Raw genomic sequence first — 18,642 nt, 5'->3', positions numbered from 1 at the left:
GTAGCTGCTATGTTCGTGTCGGGTTAGGGTGGCTCATAAAGGCTCTACTATGTTGCGTGATATATCGTAAGCTGGCGGTAAACCCCGTTTAACTGAAAAGTGGCACCGACTAAAAATAGTGAGCGTTTTAGGGGTAATGACCAGGTAACTGCGATAACCGCCAACTTTTAAGCTAGATAATATCCTGTGTTTCTGGTGATGCAGGTGCATTGATAATTATTTACCTAAGGCCCACACTAACTGAATCGTATATTACATTATTACCATTGGCATCAATGTCAGCTTTGAAAATAATGCTATCATATTCACCAGCATCGTTATTAGCAGTCCAAGTATAAATAGTGCTGCATTCAGATGAGGTGCAATTAAGATCTACCACTATAGTAGCTCCCGTGATTTCATTGATAAAATTAACCTTAAGCAATGCATTACTAATTGAACCTGTATTGTTGTCTGTATCTATATTAGCTGACAGATAGATCCGATCCCCAGGGGTTAAACCATCCAAAGTTGAACCTAGATTATTCGCTCCGAAAAATTTGTTAAGCAATCCTATCGTAATACCTGTCGGGCTAGAAATCGATGGGTATGCAAGCTCTGTAGAGTTTGTCAGAGATGTATATCTTGCCCCCGTAGAATCACCAAACCATTTCAAATCTTCGGCCTCAATTGTGAAGTCCGAATTATTTACCAATACCAATGCTTCATCTCTAAAATTTCCGCTTACTCCTTCTGATTCTATGGTAGAGCTTCCCTGAGATAGTGCCGTGACCGTTCCATCATCGATGGTTGCAATTGCCATATTGCTACTCGACCAGAGTAGAGAAGAACTACCCGTTACATCTATGGTGGCACCATTAGAAAGAGTTACAACAGGTTTAAAAACAGCTTTGCTCCCAACGGGCAACTCAACAGTTTCGGGTAGTATTTGAAAGTTCGTTATGGTGGCATTGAGTACATTAATAGTTGAAGTATCAGAGATACTTACCCCATTGGCTGTGGCTGTAGCTGTGGCTGTGGCTAACCCGATACTAACACCTGTTACCTCAGCATTATTGTCAATGGAAGCAATTGAGTTATCAGAACTTTTCCAATGTACAGCTCGATGGTTTGTTACATTTAAATATTCCCCCCCTGAAAAAGTTGCAAACGCCTCAAGCTGTTGACTTAGACCTACGGGTAACTCAGTTGATTCTGGTTCAATGTCTAGACCAGTTACAGTTGAAGCGGTCACTGTAAGGACAGAGCTGTCAGAATAAACTTCACCCTTATATGTACCGCTGACCGTTATTTTTGACGTACCGACTTGAATACCTGATGCACGGCCATCATTATCGACAGTAGCAATACTTTCATTTTCGCTATTCCATTTTAATATCGATGTATCAGTTATTTCTACGATACTTCCATCCAATAATATAGCTTGAGTAGCAAAAAGCACATCAAATCCTACTGGGACAACCGCTGGTTTAGGTGTGATTCTAATTGAACTAAGGTTGGATGGAAGCTCATCCGAGTAAAGTAAGCCTTCATCTTCGCCACCACACCCAGCTAATACTGAAAAAAACAAAAAGGAAAAAAGTATTTTATTCATTATAATTCACTCTTTTTTGAGAAATAAGTACTCAATTTCTACCCTGCGATTCATAGCTCTACCTTGAGGTGTCTTGTTATCTGCAATTGGATTTTTTTCACCACGGCCAATAACTTTCAAACTTTCGGGTTCTATGCCCTGCTGAATTATATACTGTGAAACTGATTGCGCTCTTTTGAGTGAAAGTGCTTCATTATAGGATTCATTACCTGAGCTGTCTGCATGACCGATAATAGTTATTTTATAGGCAGCCAACGATTTTATATCGTTAATAGAACGTATTAGGTTTTCATCGTGAGTGACAGTGAATGAATCAGATGTGAAGTGGATAGTTTCTTTGCCAAAAGCTTCTCGTGTTACAGGTTCTACCTTATAAGATGGACCTGCTAGGTGGTTAGAATCTTGAAAATGGTACGCAATACCAATCGATGCGATATGCGAATCTGCATATAATGTTGTCGCACCTCCTATAGCATCCAAAAATTGATATTGTCCTCGTAGTGACCATTGTCGAGATAGTCTGTACTCCCATCCCATTGATATAACCGGCGTCAAATACTCATTTTTGGGATTAGAATTTGTCCACTCAATATTCTTATCTATACTTTGGAGCGCTACTCCCAACCCTGCATAAATACTCCAATGTTGGAACAGAGGGTAATGAAACTTTGTTGATAATTCTATACCGTAAATTTGGGCACTAATATTACCAAAACTGTAAGTAGCATTAGGTTCTCCATAATCTAAAATCTCAGATTCAACCGAAAGCCACGGGTTCAACATATAACCTGTATATATAGCCATACCCTTGCTAGTATCATTACACTCAAGATTGTTTTCACCGCAAGCACCTTGAAAGTTTGCTAGTAAAAATCGTCCTCCAATGAATATATTATTATCATCTAACTGTGTTTGAGACTGAGTTGATATTGGGAAAGCTGTTACAATAGTGGCTAGGAATAACCAAACTCTCATAAAACTATCTCTGATATACGAGTTGTTTTCCGAAATTAGCGCCCATTGATGATTGGTCATATGTATTCTTCTCTCGAAAGATTAGCAATTCCATTCTATGACACTTTGTTGTTCGAATGGCTCTCCATTACCTGAAATTCATGTTCTGTCAATAAATTTGAAGCGTTAAATTGCAAATAACCCAATAGCCCTACTGCAAATAAAGCACGATTAGTTAAATCTGATGTCCGTATTAGCACTATTTAGCTCTGAAATCACGACCCCGATCAAACTAGGTCAAAAATCGTGTTTCGTATCACATTTTAAAATGCCTGAATTAGGTGCGGAATCACGGATACAGATGAGTTTTGGTACATTTTAAGGATGAATTTCGTGTTAATTGGATACGCTCGAGTCTCCACCTAATCTCAAAACCTTGATTTGCAAGTCAGTGCACTTAAAAAAGCAGGTTGTGAAAAAATTTTTACTGATATTGCCAGTGGCGCTAAAACAACAAGGTATCGGTGATGAGAAAATGCGATTTCGGCCTCATCCAATTCGTGACTGTCTCGAATGTTCAGGCGGTTGATCAGTGTGTGAGATTGGGGGTAGCAGTAGTGGTCTTGGCTAGCGCCGTATTTATCCTGCATATTGACGTTTTAGTTCAGTCAATGTGCGACGCTTTTTACTGACGGCCAACCCTTCGTAAGACACGCTGATCTCAAAGTTTCTGGCTTTGGTCGTGAATTTTCGAGTCTTATTCGTACTGCTTGGCGTCGTTTCATGTGGCTGCGCATTGCGCGCATTTACCCGGTTCACCTTGTCACCACGCTTGCACTGGTGCCAATTTTTTTGCTCGCCAGTACTCTATTAAATTATCACTCCCCAGCCGATGCCTTCTCACTACCTAAGCTTTTGTTTAGTATGAGCCTAACCAATGGATTTGGTGTTGAGAATTCAGTCGGCTGGAACGCTCCTTCATGGTCAGTAAGTAGTGAGTTATTTGCCTATTTGTGTTTTCCATTTTTGGCGGCATTACTTTTTAGAGCCTCTCTGTCTACGTTGCAATGCTTTGCAATCATGGCAGCTGTATTTGCTTTAACGATAAGCTTGGGCTGGGGATTAACCGATAGGCAAAGTTATTTTGCGGGTTGGCAGTTTGTTCTGCTGCGAGTATTGAGTGAATTTCTGGTTGGCATGTTGATTTTTAGGCTATACCAAATTACCAAAGTCACGACTTTGCTACCAATGGCCGTCGTGGCACTGTCTATCATAGCGTTCATGGCTTTATTTAACACCCATAGCCGCTGGGATTGGGTAATGATTATGGCGTTTGGTTTGGTTTTATTTTCTTTAACCGATAACAGTCATTTTGCTAGCCGTTGGCTATCTGGTTCGGTAGCAGTTTACTTAGGCAAGATTTCATACTCGGTTTATTTATGCCATGGCGTCGTATTTATGGTGCTAAACAGTGCGTTTGGTCGACTTTTGCCTGATTGGTCAGGTGCCGCACTATTAGTTCCAATTGCCGCGTATGTTGGTGTATCGATACTTGCTGCTCATATCACCTATACATTCATTGAGGTGCCCGCGCAAGCTTGGCTCAAACAGAGAATTAAAAGGGAACATCGAGCCGATTTAAGAACATAATAAATTTAGAAATATATTTATTTTAATGTGGTTGGATTTATATTTTATTTATTACATTAAACTCTATATTGCCTTATTTGTATTTAAATTTTGATTCATTATAGACAATTATCACATAAAACTATTTTACTCTTATTTGTTTTAATTAATTCTTGAAACTAATAATCTAATAATTGATATTGCTGCTTGAAAAAAGGAGCAATCAATGAATAAAAATAACCTACTAGCAATATTATTTATTTCTGTGCCGTCTGTTGCTGATACACTATCTATTGTGCCAGAGATAAAAAGTGGCTTACCAGCTGTGATGAATGAGCCTGTTCTATACCAAGCACCTCAGTTTGATTATTTCAATTTGGCGGATGGCTATCTTGAGCAGCGAGCCGAAGCCATTGCTAAGTTGCCAATGGCTTTGTCGGATATCGAGCGGGTCTGTATCCAAACGTCATACAGTGGTATCGATCACAGTGGTATCGATCCTTCTTCTTCAGATCAATCCGGAATTTTGATTTATACCTATGCCGAAGATAATAGCGGCAATAAGATTCACAATACCACTATTGGTGATAGAGTTAATTTAGAAACAGTTTCAAAGCACTGTATCGATGAATCTAATTGGGTTTATGACAATTGGTTGGCCGACAAAAGCATGACGTTTACTCCATATAGCTCATCATCGGCGCTAATAACCGATGTGCGAGTTATTATTGATGGGGAATTATCGTTATCTCAGGTACCCACAGAGTTTACTGAGCAATATTATGATTTTATAACCAAAGTAGGCTTTGACCAATCTGCGAACTTTTATCATCCTGATGATATCAGTGGCTTAAAAGATGTTCTGGTATCAGGTCTTGAACATAATGATTCAAGTATAAAGTTTATAAAAAATATGGCATTTGGTAACACTGTGTCCAAGGAAGATATTGTGTTAATGTCAGGCCTTGATTTTATGAATCAGTTTCTTTCTATTTTAGGTCAGGCATCAGGCAGTAACACGGCTAACTTGGAATCTTTTAAAGTCATTAATGTGTTTGACCATAATGATAAGAAATACGTTAATGTTGAAAAACAGGAAAGACTATTTGGCAAGCGGATTACCAGAAATGAAGTCGTTATTTTAAAAAAATACAGCAGTCAATGGCTACTTGAATTGCCAGAAAGTTTGAAAAACATGTTAGATAATTAGACATATATGGTGATGGGCATAAGATCTGTCACCAGCATTTTTAGATGGCCTAGTTAATATTTTTTCGACCATGGGATAGTCATTGCACCAATTTATAAATTTCAATATTTGGAAAATGTTGAGTTATATAAATTTCGGTATGATATCAGAAAATAATTTTAAATTACTTGTGGTTATATTGAACTTATGGAGAGGTGGATATTAATTAATCCTTCAGTAATAAGCATGTATTCTCACCGTTCATTCACAGAATACAACATTAGGTTATAAAGACGGTTGTAATTTGAGCAATAAAACGGCATTAAAACAGTGTCCAAACAGATGTAAAGGAATACATATGTCGTTGTCCTATGATGATACTCAAAGACTCAGAGATTTATACAAAGTCTGCGTAGAGAGCCAGCACCAAATGCTTGGTTATCCTGTTGCTACAGATTACGACTATCGGGATTTATGGTCTTTTTTTCAGTTTTCCATAAATAACGTAGGTGACTGGGCAGAGCCTTCTAATTACCCGATGAATACCTTTGAATTCGAACAAGATGCGGTCGAATATTTTTGTCGCTTGTACCACACCACCTTGGATGAGGCGTGGGGTTACGTGACCAATGGTGGTACCGAAGGCAATATGTATGGTTGTTATCTTGCTAGAGAGAGATTTCCATCGGGAATGGTGTATTTTTCACAGGAAACTCATTACTCAGTAATGAAGATCGTTCGTTTTTTGAATATTGACTATCAGGTCGTGGCGTCAGACTCTCGGGGCGAAATGGATTACGATGCGTTGGAATGTTTACTCAAAGAAAACATAGATAAATCACCAATCATATTTGCCAACATAGGCACCACTATGCTGGGTGCCATTGATGACTTACAGCAAATTCAGCGTCGTTTGGAAAAAGTTGGCTTTGACCGCGAACAATACTACATCCATGCGGATGCCGCATGTCATGGCATGATAGTTCCTTACCTTGATAATCCTCCTATGTTCTCATTTAAACATGGCATTGATTCTATCTCAGTGTCAGGTCATAAAATGTTGGGTTCACCTATCCCTTGCGGTATGGTTTTAGCGCTAAAGAAACATACTGATAAACTGAGTCACCAGATAGAATATATTGCCGCGCCAGATAAAACCTTATCAGGCTCAAGAAATGGTTTAACGCCTCTGTTTCTATGGAAGTTTATTCGTAGCACTAGTGAGCAGAGCAAAAAGCAGCGAGTAGCGGATTGTTTGCAGCTGGCTCAAGAGGTAGTTATCAAGTTGAATCAACATGGGATTTCAGCGTGGCGTCATGACAACTCACCGATTGTTGTGTTTCCTAAACCTTCGGAACAATTATGGCGCAAGTACCATTTAGCGGTGGCCAAAAATACAGCACATATCATCATTGCAGGTCAAACCACAGCCAACCCTAATCGATTACATCAAGTGTTGGATGAACTGATTGAAGAGCATAGAACTTTAACGACAGAGAAGTGTGCTGGAGAACCAGTCATGGCCTAAAGACGATGCGGTGGGTTGGTTGGTAGAAAAACTTATTCCCAAGAGTAAGTTTTTCTTTTGTTAGGCTTACGCTTTTTTTCCATGTGAGTGATGCAAAGGTAATCTTCTCGAAAGCTACTGTCTTCTCGCATGAGTTTGGGGATAAATAAGCGAACTTTAGTCCCGGCAACAACAATAGTTTTAGTCCCCATCACCGCAATATCCCCACGATACAATTTCACACCTTTCACCGTTTTGTTCGAGTCGGTTGAGCTTATAGGGTAACCAAATATCGTAAAGGCTTTATCATTAACGGTGACGGTTTCATTGAACGTAATTTCAACGTACTCTTCTTCAGATTGAATAATATTTTCTAGCTCTCGTACTTTTTCCTCTACAGAGGTTGAGAACACCCACTGATTGAGAATCGGTTCCCACTTGCCACCTAGTTTAAGACACTTTTTGTAGATGAAATGATTTTTTCGCCCACTACTTAGCATACAAATATCGATGTTATCTTGCTCGCCTACGGGTAAGGTGAGTTTGAAAATTGCTTCGTTTGAATAGTACTTATACTTATTGGAGACCTCTTCGACATGCAGTGTTATTTCTCCAAGCGGCAGCTCACGGCTGTAGTCATCGTTAATGATTTTACAATGAGACTTGCCTATCGAGGCGAGAAAAAAGTCTTTTTCTTTCTTTAAAATATTAAACGTTCTCATTGCCGCCGTTGGTTTCCCTTAGAATTTGCTCCATTAAAGCTTGCTGTTCGCGATCAATCTTATTTTTGTCGATAGCATGTATTGGTTGGCTACTTTCTTGATTTGTGTTCCAACTCTGTTCGGTTTGAGAGCACTCACCATGGCGAAGTTTATCTATGCGCGAGAGAATATGACCTACATTCCCAGTCGGTTTGAGGCCTTGAGTCATGCGACGTTGTATTTCAAGATCGGTTTGAGTGGGTTCAACTTTTAGAACATTTTGTTCTACATTTTTTTCTTTTTGATCCAATGTAAGATCAAGATTATTCTGCACTTCTTGATAAGCGTTTATATAAAGTAGCTTGAATTCTTCAGCGAGATTTTTTTCAGATAGCGACCTTAGATAGCTCGTCTTACGGTTAAAAATGTACTTTTCTACTCGAGTAACAGGCTCTCTTTTGATCAAGATTCTATGCCTCGCCTCTAAAACCTCAGTATGGAGTGGTAAGTCTTTTAGCATGGAAAGTAAGGCAAGTGCAGGGGGCCACTCTTTACCAGCAAGTAATCGCTCACGTAAATGATGAACGATTCTTTCTACATCCTCTGTAGACAGTTGTGAAGCAAACGCAGCAAATTCATCATCAGGCTCAGAGCCATACATATGAGTAAACTGGGTGGAGAAGTTTTCCTGCATTTTGCCGAAAAACGCCATAATATGTTTGCGCTGTTCTACCGTATAAGGGCGCAGAACATCCTTAAGGCCTTGATTAAACTCTCCGGTTACCTGTGTCGACAATGGGCTGACAGGAGTTGCAGGGCTTGAAGGGAGCTTGGTTGAGCTGGTTTTTTTGATGCTAGTGTTTGAAGCCTGTGCGGGCTTACTATGACCTTGTTTCTGCCAATCAGAAGCGATCTCATTGATGTTTTTCATTGCTTACCTAATCGTCAAAGTCGAAGTTAAAATTCGCCATCTTTTTCTTGAAGGCCTGATTAGGAGACATTTTGCTTGTATTGGGTTTGTTTTTGAACCCTTTATTTTGCCCATAGCTTTTTTCTGAATGTAAATGAGCATGCAGGCGGCTGTTAATATCGTCTTGGCTCATTAATGGCTGGCCTAAAGCCTTAAGTTTATCAACGAAACTCGCCCATACGCTAGTTTGATTAGCAAAACCAGACCTAAACATGATCACTTCTGCCCAAGCTTCAATAACCTTGGGCGACAGATCCATGATGTTAATGGTTTTTGTGCCAGAATCTGAACCCTGTAATGGTTTAACTTGTGTTTTGTGGAATTGAGGGACTTTGGCAATCGGTTCTGAAGTCGCGTATACGGGAATCGAATGTTGGCTACCGACATTGATTTTACATTTGATGCTACCTTGTTTGCGAGTCTGGGCTTTGCTGAGTGAAATAATAGTTTGTTCAAGCGCTAATTTTCCAAGTACGTGATCAATACTGGATTCCGATCCATTCGTCATGGCTTGCAGTTCATCCATGGTAGTAATGACGGCACCACTGCGATCAGATAGCTCTGCCAGGGCGAGCAGAACAAGCTTTTCCTCCATGGTAACGCAGGAATGAGACCAAGCTCGTTCGATAAACTTTGAAGACATATGCACAATCCAGATACTACAGGCTAATAACCAAATTATACGATTTGCTATGGCGAACACCAACATTTGATCGCGATATTGACGATTATCTGCAGAGCAAGGTGATTCTTTAGCTAACTGGTACTCGTTGTTTGACCGCTTATTAGTCATTATAACTTCAAATTTTTTGAATAAGTAGGTAGACAATACAAGGTTAACTTTCTCACTAGTGGATATAAACTCTAATTATCACAAGGGAGGGACTTTGTTATGAATTATCGAAGAGAGATTGTGAAAATTATTCGCTTACGGCCAACTTCAGATGGTGATGGAGTCAAAATAAGTCGTGTTACAGGATTTGATAACCCACAGTTTTCCCCATTTTTAATGCTAGATGAGCTTAAATCCGATAACCGAAACGACTACATTGGCGGTTTTCCGCCTCACCCTCATCGTGGAATTGAAACCTTAACTTATATGCTTAAAGGTCACTTCCAGCATAAAGATCATATGGGTAACACTGGTGAGCTGCGTGCTGGAGGAGCCCAGTGGATGGCATCTGGCAAAGGAGTGATTCATAGTGAAATGCCAATTATGGAAGAAAGTGATCTTCATGGTTTTCAAATTTGGATCAATCAACCAGCGGCGGATAAAGTAAAACCAGCACAATATAGAGACTTTCAATCCGACACGATTACAGAATATGACAACAATGATTTGGGGCTTGTTCGAGTGCTTGCAGGTCAAGTGTCGGTAAACGATATTGCACTCAGTGGACCTCTGAACGAGACGGGTGTGCCTTTGTCTGTTACTGACTGGCAATCACAGCCAAATCAAAGTTTAAATATGACGACAACGAATACGTCCAATCTCGTTCTGTATGTTTATCGAGGTCAGATAAATGTGCATAATCAAGCCGTTCAGCAGGGTGAATTAGCGATATTCTCCCAAGGTCAGCTCATAGAATTATCTGCACAAACTGCGAGTGGCGTGTTAGTGCTTCAAGGCGAACCCATTGACGAACCTATAGTTCATTATGGTCCCTTTGTTATGAACAGTATGCAAGAAATTGAGCAAGCCATCTCGGATTACAACAGCGGCGAGTTTGAAACCTATTGAGTGTCCTAGCTAAGTGGGTCGGTTTGACCTAGTCTTTGTATATTGGCACTGCTGTTTGGTGCTTAAAACGCAAAAAGAGAATAATCCACTGTCATTCACTTTTTGTTTTGCCATGTGTGAAGACACATGGTTTTTTTTGCTTGGTTCCCCAATCTTAGCTCGACATTTTACTCAGAGGTCACTTTTGTCACTTTTGTTTGGCTGCTCAGCATTGGCCTGTGATTGACGTTTGGCGAGAAAGCGCTTGGCTGCATTTTCAAGTCGTTCAAGTTGGTGTGCTTGGGAAGCATGAATATAGTGGTAAACATTTTCTCTAGATACGATTGGGCTGGATATTTTGATTTCAGGATAGGTGTCTTTGACTAACTGATAGCTAGGTAGGGGGGCAAGCCACAGATCCGCTCTTCCTTTTGTTAACATAAGTGCTGCCTGTTCCTCCGAATGAATCAGATGCAGTTTTTTATAATGTTTTAAAGCATCAACGTAGCGAGCTCCGTGAAGCGCGACGACCGTTTCATCTTTTGCATCCTCTAAGCTATTAATATATCTATCACCTCTAGAAAGAAAATAAACATCAAATGAACCTAGCGGGACATCGACTTTTATAATATTGGGATTTTTATCAAGCCCAGAAATTCTTAGGCCTAGTGCGTCGTATTGTCCAGAAACCACAGATTGAATAGCGCGTTCGTTAGGTAGATAGATGAATTCAAAATCAATATTAGCTTCTTTATAAATTTCGGAAATGGGTAGTTCTGCTCTTAGCTTATAGTTTGGATTTTTAGCCAAGGCTTTATGACCTTCGCCTATCGCTATCCTAATAACTTTGTCAGTTCCACTAGAAGTGTTAATCCACATCATAGAGATAAGAATAAGCAGCGTTTTAGGCAATAGTGAAGCCAAGCTATTTCGTTTCATTAGACATACCATGAGAGATTTGCTCTCTATAGTTTAGCTGTGATTTCGGATGCTACTTAATCAAATTCATAAGTTTTCAGGGTAAGTTCAGCTTATGTCAGGGCTAGGGTTCTCGTGTTTTACTGGCTTTAAAGCTATGAAAATAAAACAAAAAAATACAGTGTTCTTTATTTCACAATGATTCATTAGCTCTAGGTGTGATCGGCACATAGCATATGCCCAAGGTTTAATTACCACCTATAAGTTGTTTAAGAGGAAGTATAATGCCGGATCTAATGATTGAACAGATTCAACCGTCTGTTCTGGAAGATACCTTCAATAATATAGGCGAAGGCTTTCAGGAGATTCTGGATAATCTTGATCAAATTAATGCAAGTCAAGAGGCCATTACGGTTCAGGATACGTTCGCATTACAGCAGTCTGTATTTCACTACAGTCTTTATCAAGAAACCGTAACCAAGATTGCGTCAAAATCGGCTAATGCAATCAATGAAGTGATGAAGGCGCAGTGATGAAGAAGTTTTACTTATTGATATTGCTTATTTTAGCTGGGTGTGGTGAGCAAGGTGCTAGCCAGATTGCCAGTTTTGAATCGGCTGATGTTGCCAACAAAGTGATAGTGCTTTTAGCCCAACATCAGGTGCCCGCTACTTTATCTTCCGAAAAAGAGAACTTTCATATTCACGTAGATAAGTCTGATGAGGCAAAAGCGAGAGAGCTATTGACCCAGTTTAATTTCTATTTTCAACGTGAAGATTTAAACGATTTGCTGGAATCTAAGTTCGCCAGTTTAAGCAAACTGGAAACGGTAAAGAGCAACTTGCTTGAAAGTAGAGAGATCTATAACAAATTAAGTGTCATACCCAATGTTCTGCGAGCTAGCGTGGTAGTGACTGGTGAAAAGAGTAAGCGTATTTCAGTGCTAATCATGAGTCTGAATGAGTTTGATAGTACCAAAAAGGGCAATATCGAACGCTTTTTGAAGGGGTTATCTGCTGAATCTGACACATTAACAGTAAGTTACTTTGTTCAATTGGCTGGCAATGAAAACGCATAAAAAACGACATCAAAAGCTACTCCATCACTGCTTAACTAAGCGAAAGTTAAGCCAAGACTCTTTTTTGGTACTGACCTCTCTTACTGATGAAGAAGTGTATTTGTGGCTATCAAGTAGTGTGGGACAAGTCAGGCAAATTGTGAGTACTCTGGGCTATTTAGTGGAGTACCAGCTTCATCGTAGTACACGAAATAGTAGAGCTATTTTGGAGCTAAGAGCACAGTTAGAAAAAAGACTGTGTCTTTGGTCCAATGCTGCAGGTCTTCAAAGCATTCCTGAAAATATGAATAGCCCGCAACTTGGGTTGTTGATGTTAGCGCAATACAACAAAAGACTAGCTACCTTGTGGTCTATTCGCTTGGGTTTAGATATCCCTTCCACGCCATTGATGACGTCGAGTCCATACCGATTATCTAATGTGGTTCATCAAGTATTGGCGCCAATACTCGTCAAATCTGATGCAATTTAATTGCAGTAATTAAAGGTGAAAGAATATGAAAAACCAAGCAATTAATTTTGGTAAGCCAGGAGATGAGTTCTTCTCTCTGCTTGATGGTGATGAAATTTTAAAGGAAATCGCTCAGCAACGTGATTCCAACAAAATCACAACAACTCACTTAAAATCCATCTTTGATCTTGGGGTTGAGTTTTATAATCAGTTTCAGTTTAAAGAAGCAGAAATCGTGTTTGTCGCCTATTCGTCCTTGAATCCATACGATCACAGAGGTCCTGGGTGTTTGGCATCGATATACCTCGAAAAGGGGCTGTTTCAAAAGGCTTTGGATATGTTAAATCTTGTAAAAAACTATCCGACAAATGATCTCAATGAAACCATGCTCAATATTTCGCTGTGTCATTACAAACTCAAGGATCACATGCAAGCTGCGGTTCATTGGCTGATTGTTAAGCCTGAAGACTTGGGTGAGTTTTATGTCAAACGTTACGAATTTCTAAAGCAGCAATTAGCACCTCATTTGTCTTAAGTAGAGAATGAGTTTGGGAGCAAAAAAAGATGATTAATAACATTAATGAGCTGATAGCGCGTGATGTTTCAAGTGATTACGAACCGATTGATTCACAAACGCTTAAAAAAGAAATTGACGCGACTAACAAAGCAGAATTAGAGCTGAAAAAAGCGGATAAAGCTATCGCGACGTTGCAAGGCCAACCTGCTGATGCAGAGGTTTTAGCTATGGTGGCTAATCACCAAAAACAAGTGGTGATGACGATGTCAGGTGCTAACCCTGAAGATGCGATTGCTATGGCTTTAGCTCAGGGAATCGAGGCATATGCCAAACAGTTAGAAATAATCAAAGGCTGGACTATTCCCGGCTTGCCCATGTTTGAAAGTGCTATGGCTGTGATGTTTGAAGGTATAAAAAGCAGTGGTGAAACTTCAGGTTATGCGCTTGAAGACTTATTTCAGCTTGCGATTATGGACTTTATGTCTCACGGCTATGGTGAAGGAAAGCAGGGGTATGCAAGCATTGAAGAACAAATGCGCCATTTTCTTGAAAGCACAGGCTCAGGTTCTCATGGTTACCATGAAGGTTGGGACGGTGCTAAATTTGCGCGTGCATGCGATGACATATTTGACTTTATGATGGCTAACTCGCCTCCAAATAGCTTATGCCACGAAATTCTCACTTATATGAATGAGGAGTGTGGTGGAGTCTCTGAGTTAGAAAAACAGTATCGAAACCACTTTAACGATCCGGGCGGTTTTGTGTGTGAGACGGGGTATTCGGGAGGATTGTCCCCCATGCTGCGTATGGCTCTAATGGCTGGATACTTGGCGATTGAACCTAAAGTTGAGCAATCTGTGATTGATATGTTTCTTACCGCACCCGTTAGTGAGTTAGATACATATATTAATGAGCACACCAGTAATCCACATTACGACTCCGCTATAGAGTTCGTGTTTGATAATGACGGAGAAACAGGCAGTAATGGTTGGAGAGAAGTTGATCAATACGACCCGAATGGTGACTCTCACCAAGTCATTGACTGGAATGGTGTTGGCTTGGGTGCTGAGTATTTCGAAAATATGTATAACAATTTCCCAGAGCGGGAACTCACCGACAAAGACATTGAAAAAATAAACAACATTGGTGACCAAGTTAAGATGCTTCAGCAAACCCTTAAGTATTGGTTATCTATATGTAGAGATGAGCAAATGGCCATCGCCCGTAACATATAGCATTGAAAAGTTAGCATAAATGGGCATGACGTCGCCGGGGACATGCCGCTCATCGACTGAGATTAGATAGCATGCCGGTTTGGCTGCTTATTCCCGGCCTAATACATGAAGGGAAAACGTAATGAGTACACTCATGAATAATCCTACCGTCTCAGCAACGACTTATGTCGCTCCTGCAGATTATAGTACCAGCGAGCAGGCTGGTACGGCTGAAAAAGCGGCAGCTGAACAAGCGTCGCCAAATCAGCCACTTCCGGGTAGCTCCGTTACGCTAAGTGCTTTGTGGCGCTTACTGGAAGAGAGTAACAAAAAAGTTGCAGAAGCGCTTTCACAAACAGGTGCAGCAAACTCTGAAGCTAAGAAGTCACTTATTGATATACAAAGAGACTCGACAGTCGCTTCGATCAGAAAGCAATCAGAAGAACTACAAGAGCAACAGAAGGCCAATAAGAAACGTGGCATATTTGCCAAAATTGGTATGGCGCTTGGTGTTCTTGCTGCTGTTGTTTCGGCTGTCGTTACTTTTGGTGCCACTGCAGCAGCAGTGGCGGTTGCAGTTGTTGCGGTAACTTTGGCTGTTCTACCTACTGTCGTTGACAAGGTTTTGGAAAAGTGTGGCGTTCCTGAAGAGAAACGCAGCAAGATAAGGATGGGACTAGAAATTGGTTGCGCTATTGCCGGGCTACTGATTGCTTTCAATCCTGCTAAATTACTGAGTGGGCTTGGTACAGCCGCTAGTAAGGTGTTACCTAATGCAGTAACAAAGGCAGCAACAAAGGCAGCAACCGAAGCAGCAGAACTTGCTTCGAAAGTAGCAAGTAAAGCCGCTTCGACTGCAGCAAATGCAGCAAACAAAGCTTCAAGTGTGATAAGTAAGCTAGAGTCTTTCAGCAGTAAAATGTCTGAAATGCTAACTATGTTGAAGTCATTCTCGAAAAACCCTCTGATTTCTAAAGCTAAGAACATGTTGGATGATGTACTTGAAAAAATCCAAGATCTTGCTAAGTCAGAAAAAATGGCGACCCGTGGTGCTCGTCTTGCTCAAGCGACAGAAGTAACGTCTACCGCATCTGATATTGTTGGTGCAGGATTTGGCATTAAGTCATCTAAAATTGCCGCTGATATGGAAAAGGCACAGGCAGAACAAGACGCACTGCAAACAGCTATACAGCAAATATTGCTTATGCTGTCTCAAGCTATGAGAGCAGTTACTCATGCGTTTGAAACCCTGTTTGATCTTAATAAAGCTCACCGTGATTTTAACGACAAAATGATTTCAATCCATATGTAAGGTTAAGAGTGATTTTATGACTATTGAAACTAATTTCGCATTATCGGCATCAAATGTTGAGGGTGCATCTAGTGCAGTATCAACTCAGGTGTCACCAGAAGCGGCAAAAGCGGCTACTTTGAAAATGGCCCCTCTGCTGAGCATGCTCACTGACGGTAAAGTGACTCAAGTATCTGATTCTTTGAATGAGGCGCTTGTTGCTCTATATCAGAACCCGAGTAAAGAGAACCAGAAGGCCGTTAATAACATTATCAACGAATATGTACCCGCATCGGTTAGCATTGAAAAGATGGCCGATATTGCTGCATCTTACGGTAAGTTGATGACAGATGGGTTGCTATCCGAAGTACCAGGCTTCAAAAGCTTTGAACCAGTCACTGGCGAAGTAACTTATACCAACTCTACTGGTGGTTCTTCGACTGTATCAATTTCAGATCTTCTTGCAATGTTACTAGCGATCATTGAACAAGAAGGAAGAACACGTAACAGTGTTATGGCAAGCAATATTGATGTTGGTGTAGCCAATATGGACAATGCGAAAGTGCTTGCGGAAAAGATCTGTGATGATGCTATGCTGAAGCTAGGTATCGCTATTGGAATTGCAGTGACCACTATGGTGTTCTCGACAGCTGTAATGGTGAATACGGCTAAGCCAAAAACCCTAAAAGACAAGCACTTAGAAAGTGGTTCTGTTGATAATCTGAAGAAAACGGAAGCTGGCCGTAAGCTGATTGATGAAAAGACAGCAGCATTGCAGCAGGCTAAAACGGCTAAGAGTAATTTCTTGCAACAAGCTAATCAGGCGACTGGACAAGCGAGCAATCAGGGCACAGAAATGATGGCTGCTCAAGATAAGCAGCAGCAAGATGAAATCAAAGCTGGTAACGATTTGCAAATGAAACTTGCAGAGGCATTACCTGAGTTTATTAAAAGCTTAGGTGATTCTCTTCGCAAATTGCTTGAGGTTCTCGAAGCTGCTGCTAAAGCAAGCTTGGCGACAAACCGTTAAGGAGCAGAGCGGGTTCGCCCGCTCTTTTTTAGCCTATGCGTAGTGTTTCATTTTCAATGCCACAAAGAACTGAACGGGTTCATGACGTAACGCCGACAAAGCAAACTCGTGAAGAGAGTCAGACCAAGCGGGTCAGAGATGTCAAACAAGCAGAAAAAAGGACCAAAAAGAATCCTCGCTTGTTTCGTATCCGCCGTAAACCTATGACGCCTCAACACCAAAGGCAGTTTGCGAAAATGCTGAATAGTTATCAGCTACGTGCACTACGTGATTGGCATGGTTTTACTGAAGCTCTACCTGATAAAAAGCAACTTAATGATGCACAGCTTTTTATCTTGCAGGCGGCCAACCACTGTCAGCATCTTTACCCTGCCTCATTACGTAAAAAAATGAAGCAGTATCTTGAGTCATTAGGTGAACTCGGTGAAGGAATGGAAGCGGATAGTGAAGCATTGCAACAACTTGTCGCTTATGAGCACTACCTTGAAGGTTTACTATCAATGTTGGTGCTTTGTCGAAAGTACGATAAACGTGAGCGTAAGTATAAAAAACGTCTATTAAATACGTCAGAAGATTCAAATGAAGGGGAAAACGATGAGCAGCCATACTCGTATCGCCCACTGTGATTTAAGAGATCGACCTCTTGATCCCTATGAGATGATCAAGAATAAATCACAACGCTTAAGTTGGAACCAAATGTCGGATGCTGATGTATATTTAGATAAGAAAGCTGTGATTGCTTGGTTTGAGCGTTTACGTGACTATTCGGAAGAGACTGTAAAATCGATTGTTATTGATGGAATAATTGAAAGTGAATTCCACAACATTACGTTTATCTTGCGCTTGGTTCAAGATGATGACTTTGAAGCGATGACTTCCAAAGAAACCTACCAACTAATTTATGACTTTGTCTGTGAAATCCCCCAAGGTATAAGAGACTGGGTCGATGAAAAAGATTATCTCATGAGCCGAGATGTGCTCGCATTGCTGTCTCGAAATCGGTGAATATTATGAAGTATGATGCGGTAAACCTTATCCCTCGTTGCACCATATCAAACAAAGTAGCAAAGAAAGTTAATTTTATTGCTGGGACGAGATTTGATAACCACGCAATTAAAATGGACTTTCACCGTTTAGAGTTAAACTCAGTGCAAAAACAAGATTTGATAGAAATCAATCTGGTGCATATGGGCATTGAAGCAAAAGGTTATTTGCAGGTTGTCGAAATTGAGCGTTTACTGGGCTTAGAGATTAAGCATCTTGATAAAGAATACGTTGCGTATCTAATTACCCAGAGTTTGGCCCCTCATGGTGTACATTATGTTGGCTTTATTGATCAAAAAGAGGGTCGAGATCTACCGCTGAGTATTACCACCGTTTTTGAATGTGAGCGTTTAGCAACTACTCTGTATCTTGATGTTGAGTCCATCCATATTGATACTGATTGCCTTGAGGCTAAGCCTCAAGCTTTGTCTGGTAATTTAAAGCTTACGGTAAGCTGGGCAGCCTTTGAAACCGCATTAACCACGCAAGAATTATCGGCTTTATCAACCGATGATGTGGTTTTAGTTTACCCGAAATAATATGCAGCCAGAGCTAGATAAAGTCGAAAGCTTTTTGCTTAAGATAGAGCAGAATGAAGAAACCGTATTTAGTCAACATCCCGACTATGTGCTTTATCCGGTTGTGCCTTTTTTTCAGCTTGTTCATATACACAATATTGAACAAGTGATTGAAAACTTGCTCCGATTTGAGTCCACATTAGGGGGTTTTCTTATTCGTGTTGATGGTTACATCACACTGGCATGCCCTGAATCGAGTGTTTTAGAAGACGATCTTCGACGCTTGACGATACAACTATTAGAAGTAATGAGGTTCTAAA

General features: G+C 40.5%; 21 protein-coding genes and 1 pseudogene. 16 read left to right on the top strand and 6 right to left on the bottom strand.

Features of this window, described 5'->3' with window-relative positions; all coding sequences use genetic code 11:
* Positions 1-220: 220 nt before the first annotated feature.
* The gene (locus FIV01_RS17465; protein ID WP_152432254.1) at positions 221-1,594 is read right to left on the bottom strand and encodes an Ig-like domain-containing protein; all 1,374 of its coding nucleotides are present in this window, start codon (positions 1,592-1,594) and stop codon (positions 221-223) included.
* A gap of 6 nt (positions 1,595-1,600) precedes the next feature.
* The gene (locus tag FIV01_RS17460; RefSeq protein WP_152432253.1) at positions 1,601-2,629 is read right to left on the bottom strand and encodes an OmpA family protein; all 1,029 of its coding nucleotides are present in this window, start codon (positions 2,627-2,629) and stop codon (positions 1,601-1,603) included.
* A gap of 303 nt (positions 2,630-2,932) precedes the next feature.
* On the opposite strand from FIV01_RS17460, the pseudogene FIV01_RS20790 reads away from it, so the two are divergent.
* From FIV01_RS20790 to FIV01_RS17430, 4 genes and pseudogenes are all read left to right on the top strand, one after another.
* A pseudogene (locus FIV01_RS20790) lies at positions 2,933-3,067 on the top strand (recombinase family protein); the annotation flags it as partial.
* Between the two features lie 240 nt (positions 3,068-3,307).
* Complete coding sequence (locus tag FIV01_RS17440) at positions 3,308-4,198, top strand: acyltransferase family protein (protein ID WP_415846773.1); 891 nt, start codon at positions 3,308-3,310, stop codon at positions 4,196-4,198.
* Positions 4,199-4,403: 205 nt separating this feature from the next.
* Positions 4,404-5,387 (top strand): hypothetical protein, encoded by a 984-nt coding sequence (locus FIV01_RS17435; protein ID WP_152432250.1) that lies wholly within the window; start codon positions 4,404-4,406, stop codon positions 5,385-5,387.
* A 337-nt stretch (positions 5,388-5,724) separates the two neighbouring features.
* Positions 5,725-6,894 (top strand): histidine decarboxylase, encoded by a 1,170-nt coding sequence (locus FIV01_RS17430; protein ID WP_152432249.1) that lies wholly within the window; start codon positions 5,725-5,727, stop codon positions 6,892-6,894.
* Between the two features lie 32 nt (positions 6,895-6,926).
* Here FIV01_RS17430 and FIV01_RS17425 read toward each other — a convergent pair whose 3' ends face one another.
* Genes FIV01_RS17425 through FIV01_RS17415 form a run of 3 tightly spaced genes read right to left on the bottom strand, consistent with a single transcriptional unit; the run spans position 6,927 to position 9,337 of the window.
* Complete coding sequence (locus tag FIV01_RS17425) at positions 6,927-7,595, bottom strand: hypothetical protein (RefSeq protein WP_152432248.1); 669 nt, start codon at positions 7,593-7,595, stop codon at positions 6,927-6,929.
* Complete coding sequence (locus tag FIV01_RS17420; RefSeq protein ID WP_152432247.1) at positions 7,582-8,505, bottom strand: hypothetical protein; 924 nt, start codon at positions 8,503-8,505, stop codon at positions 7,582-7,584. The genes FIV01_RS17425 and FIV01_RS17420 overlap by 14 nt, the downstream gene beginning before the upstream one ends.
* A gap of 7 nt (positions 8,506-8,512) precedes the next feature.
* A complete protein-coding gene (locus tag FIV01_RS17415; RefSeq protein WP_246210468.1) occupies positions 8,513-9,337 on the bottom strand; it encodes a hypothetical protein in 825 nt (274 codons plus the stop codon).
* Positions 9,338-9,436: 99 nt separating this feature from the next.
* Between FIV01_RS17415 and FIV01_RS17410 the strand changes: the two genes are divergently transcribed.
* Complete coding sequence (locus FIV01_RS17410; protein ID WP_152432246.1) at positions 9,437-10,285, top strand: pirin family protein; 849 nt, start codon at positions 9,437-9,439, stop codon at positions 10,283-10,285.
* A gap of 171 nt (positions 10,286-10,456) precedes the next feature.
* Here FIV01_RS17410 and FIV01_RS17405 read toward each other — a convergent pair whose 3' ends face one another.
* On the bottom strand, positions 10,457-11,203 hold the full coding sequence (locus FIV01_RS17405) for a substrate-binding periplasmic protein (protein WP_172971868.1): 747 nt from the start codon (positions 11,201-11,203) through the stop codon (positions 10,457-10,459).
* Between the two features lie 263 nt (positions 11,204-11,466).
* Here FIV01_RS17405 and FIV01_RS17400 point away from each other — a divergent pair, with 263 nt between their 5' ends.
* The 11 genes from FIV01_RS17400 (at position 11,467) to FIV01_RS17350 (ending at position 18,641) form a co-directional block, all read left to right on the top strand.
* A complete protein-coding gene (locus FIV01_RS17400) occupies positions 11,467-11,715 on the top strand; it encodes an EscI/YscI/HrpB family type III secretion system inner rod protein (protein WP_152432244.1) in 249 nt (82 codons plus the stop codon).
* Positions 11,715-12,260: a type III secretion protein gene (locus tag FIV01_RS17395; RefSeq protein ID WP_152432243.1), complete on the top strand. Its 546-nt coding sequence runs from the start codon at positions 11,715-11,717 to the stop codon at positions 12,258-12,260. Before FIV01_RS17400 ends, FIV01_RS17395 begins: the two co-directional genes overlap by 1 nt.
* The gene (locus FIV01_RS17390; RefSeq protein ID WP_152432242.1) at positions 12,247-12,729 is read left to right on the top strand and encodes a hypothetical protein; all 483 of its coding nucleotides are present in this window, start codon (positions 12,247-12,249) and stop codon (positions 12,727-12,729) included. The genes FIV01_RS17395 and FIV01_RS17390 overlap by 14 nt, the downstream gene beginning before the upstream one ends.
* Positions 12,730-12,754: 25 nt before the next feature.
* On the top strand, positions 12,755-13,243 hold the full coding sequence (locus FIV01_RS17385; protein ID WP_152432241.1) for a tetratricopeptide repeat protein: 489 nt from the start codon (positions 12,755-12,757) through the stop codon (positions 13,241-13,243).
* A gap of 29 nt (positions 13,244-13,272) precedes the next feature.
* Entirely contained in the window at positions 13,273-14,460 is a 1,188-nt protein-coding gene (locus FIV01_RS17380; protein WP_216649464.1) for a hypothetical protein, read from the top strand.
* 121 nt (positions 14,461-14,581) lie between these two features.
* Complete coding sequence (gene sctE / locus FIV01_RS17375; RefSeq protein ID WP_152432240.1) at positions 14,582-15,751, top strand: type III secretion system translocon subunit SseC family protein; 1,170 nt, start codon at positions 14,582-14,584, stop codon at positions 15,749-15,751.
* 16 nt (positions 15,752-15,767) lie between these two features.
* A complete protein-coding gene (locus FIV01_RS17370; protein WP_152432239.1) occupies positions 15,768-16,760 on the top strand; it encodes a hypothetical protein in 993 nt (330 codons plus the stop codon).
* A gap of 35 nt (positions 16,761-16,795) precedes the next feature.
* The gene (locus FIV01_RS17365) at positions 16,796-17,386 is read left to right on the top strand and encodes a hypothetical protein (RefSeq protein ID WP_152432238.1); all 591 of its coding nucleotides are present in this window, start codon (positions 16,796-16,798) and stop codon (positions 17,384-17,386) included.
* A complete protein-coding gene (locus FIV01_RS17360; protein WP_152432237.1) occupies positions 17,355-17,765 on the top strand; it encodes a hypothetical protein in 411 nt (136 codons plus the stop codon). The genes FIV01_RS17365 and FIV01_RS17360 overlap by 32 nt, the downstream gene beginning before the upstream one ends.
* Positions 17,766-17,770: 5 nt before the next feature.
* Positions 17,771-18,343, top strand: coding sequence for a hypothetical protein (locus FIV01_RS17355; protein WP_152432236.1), 573 nt, complete (start codon positions 17,771-17,773; stop codon positions 18,341-18,343).
* A gap of 1 nt (position 18,344) precedes the next feature.
* Positions 18,345-18,641, top strand: coding sequence for a hypothetical protein (locus FIV01_RS17350; RefSeq protein WP_152432235.1), 297 nt, complete (start codon positions 18,345-18,347; stop codon positions 18,639-18,641).
* Position 18,642: the final 1 nt, after the last annotated feature.

The organism is Vibrio aquimaris, assembly GCF_009363415.1.
Lineage (GTDB): Bacteria > Pseudomonadota > Gammaproteobacteria > Enterobacterales > Vibrionaceae > Vibrio > Vibrio aquimaris.
This window is presented reverse-complemented; position numbering and strand designations above follow the sequence as displayed.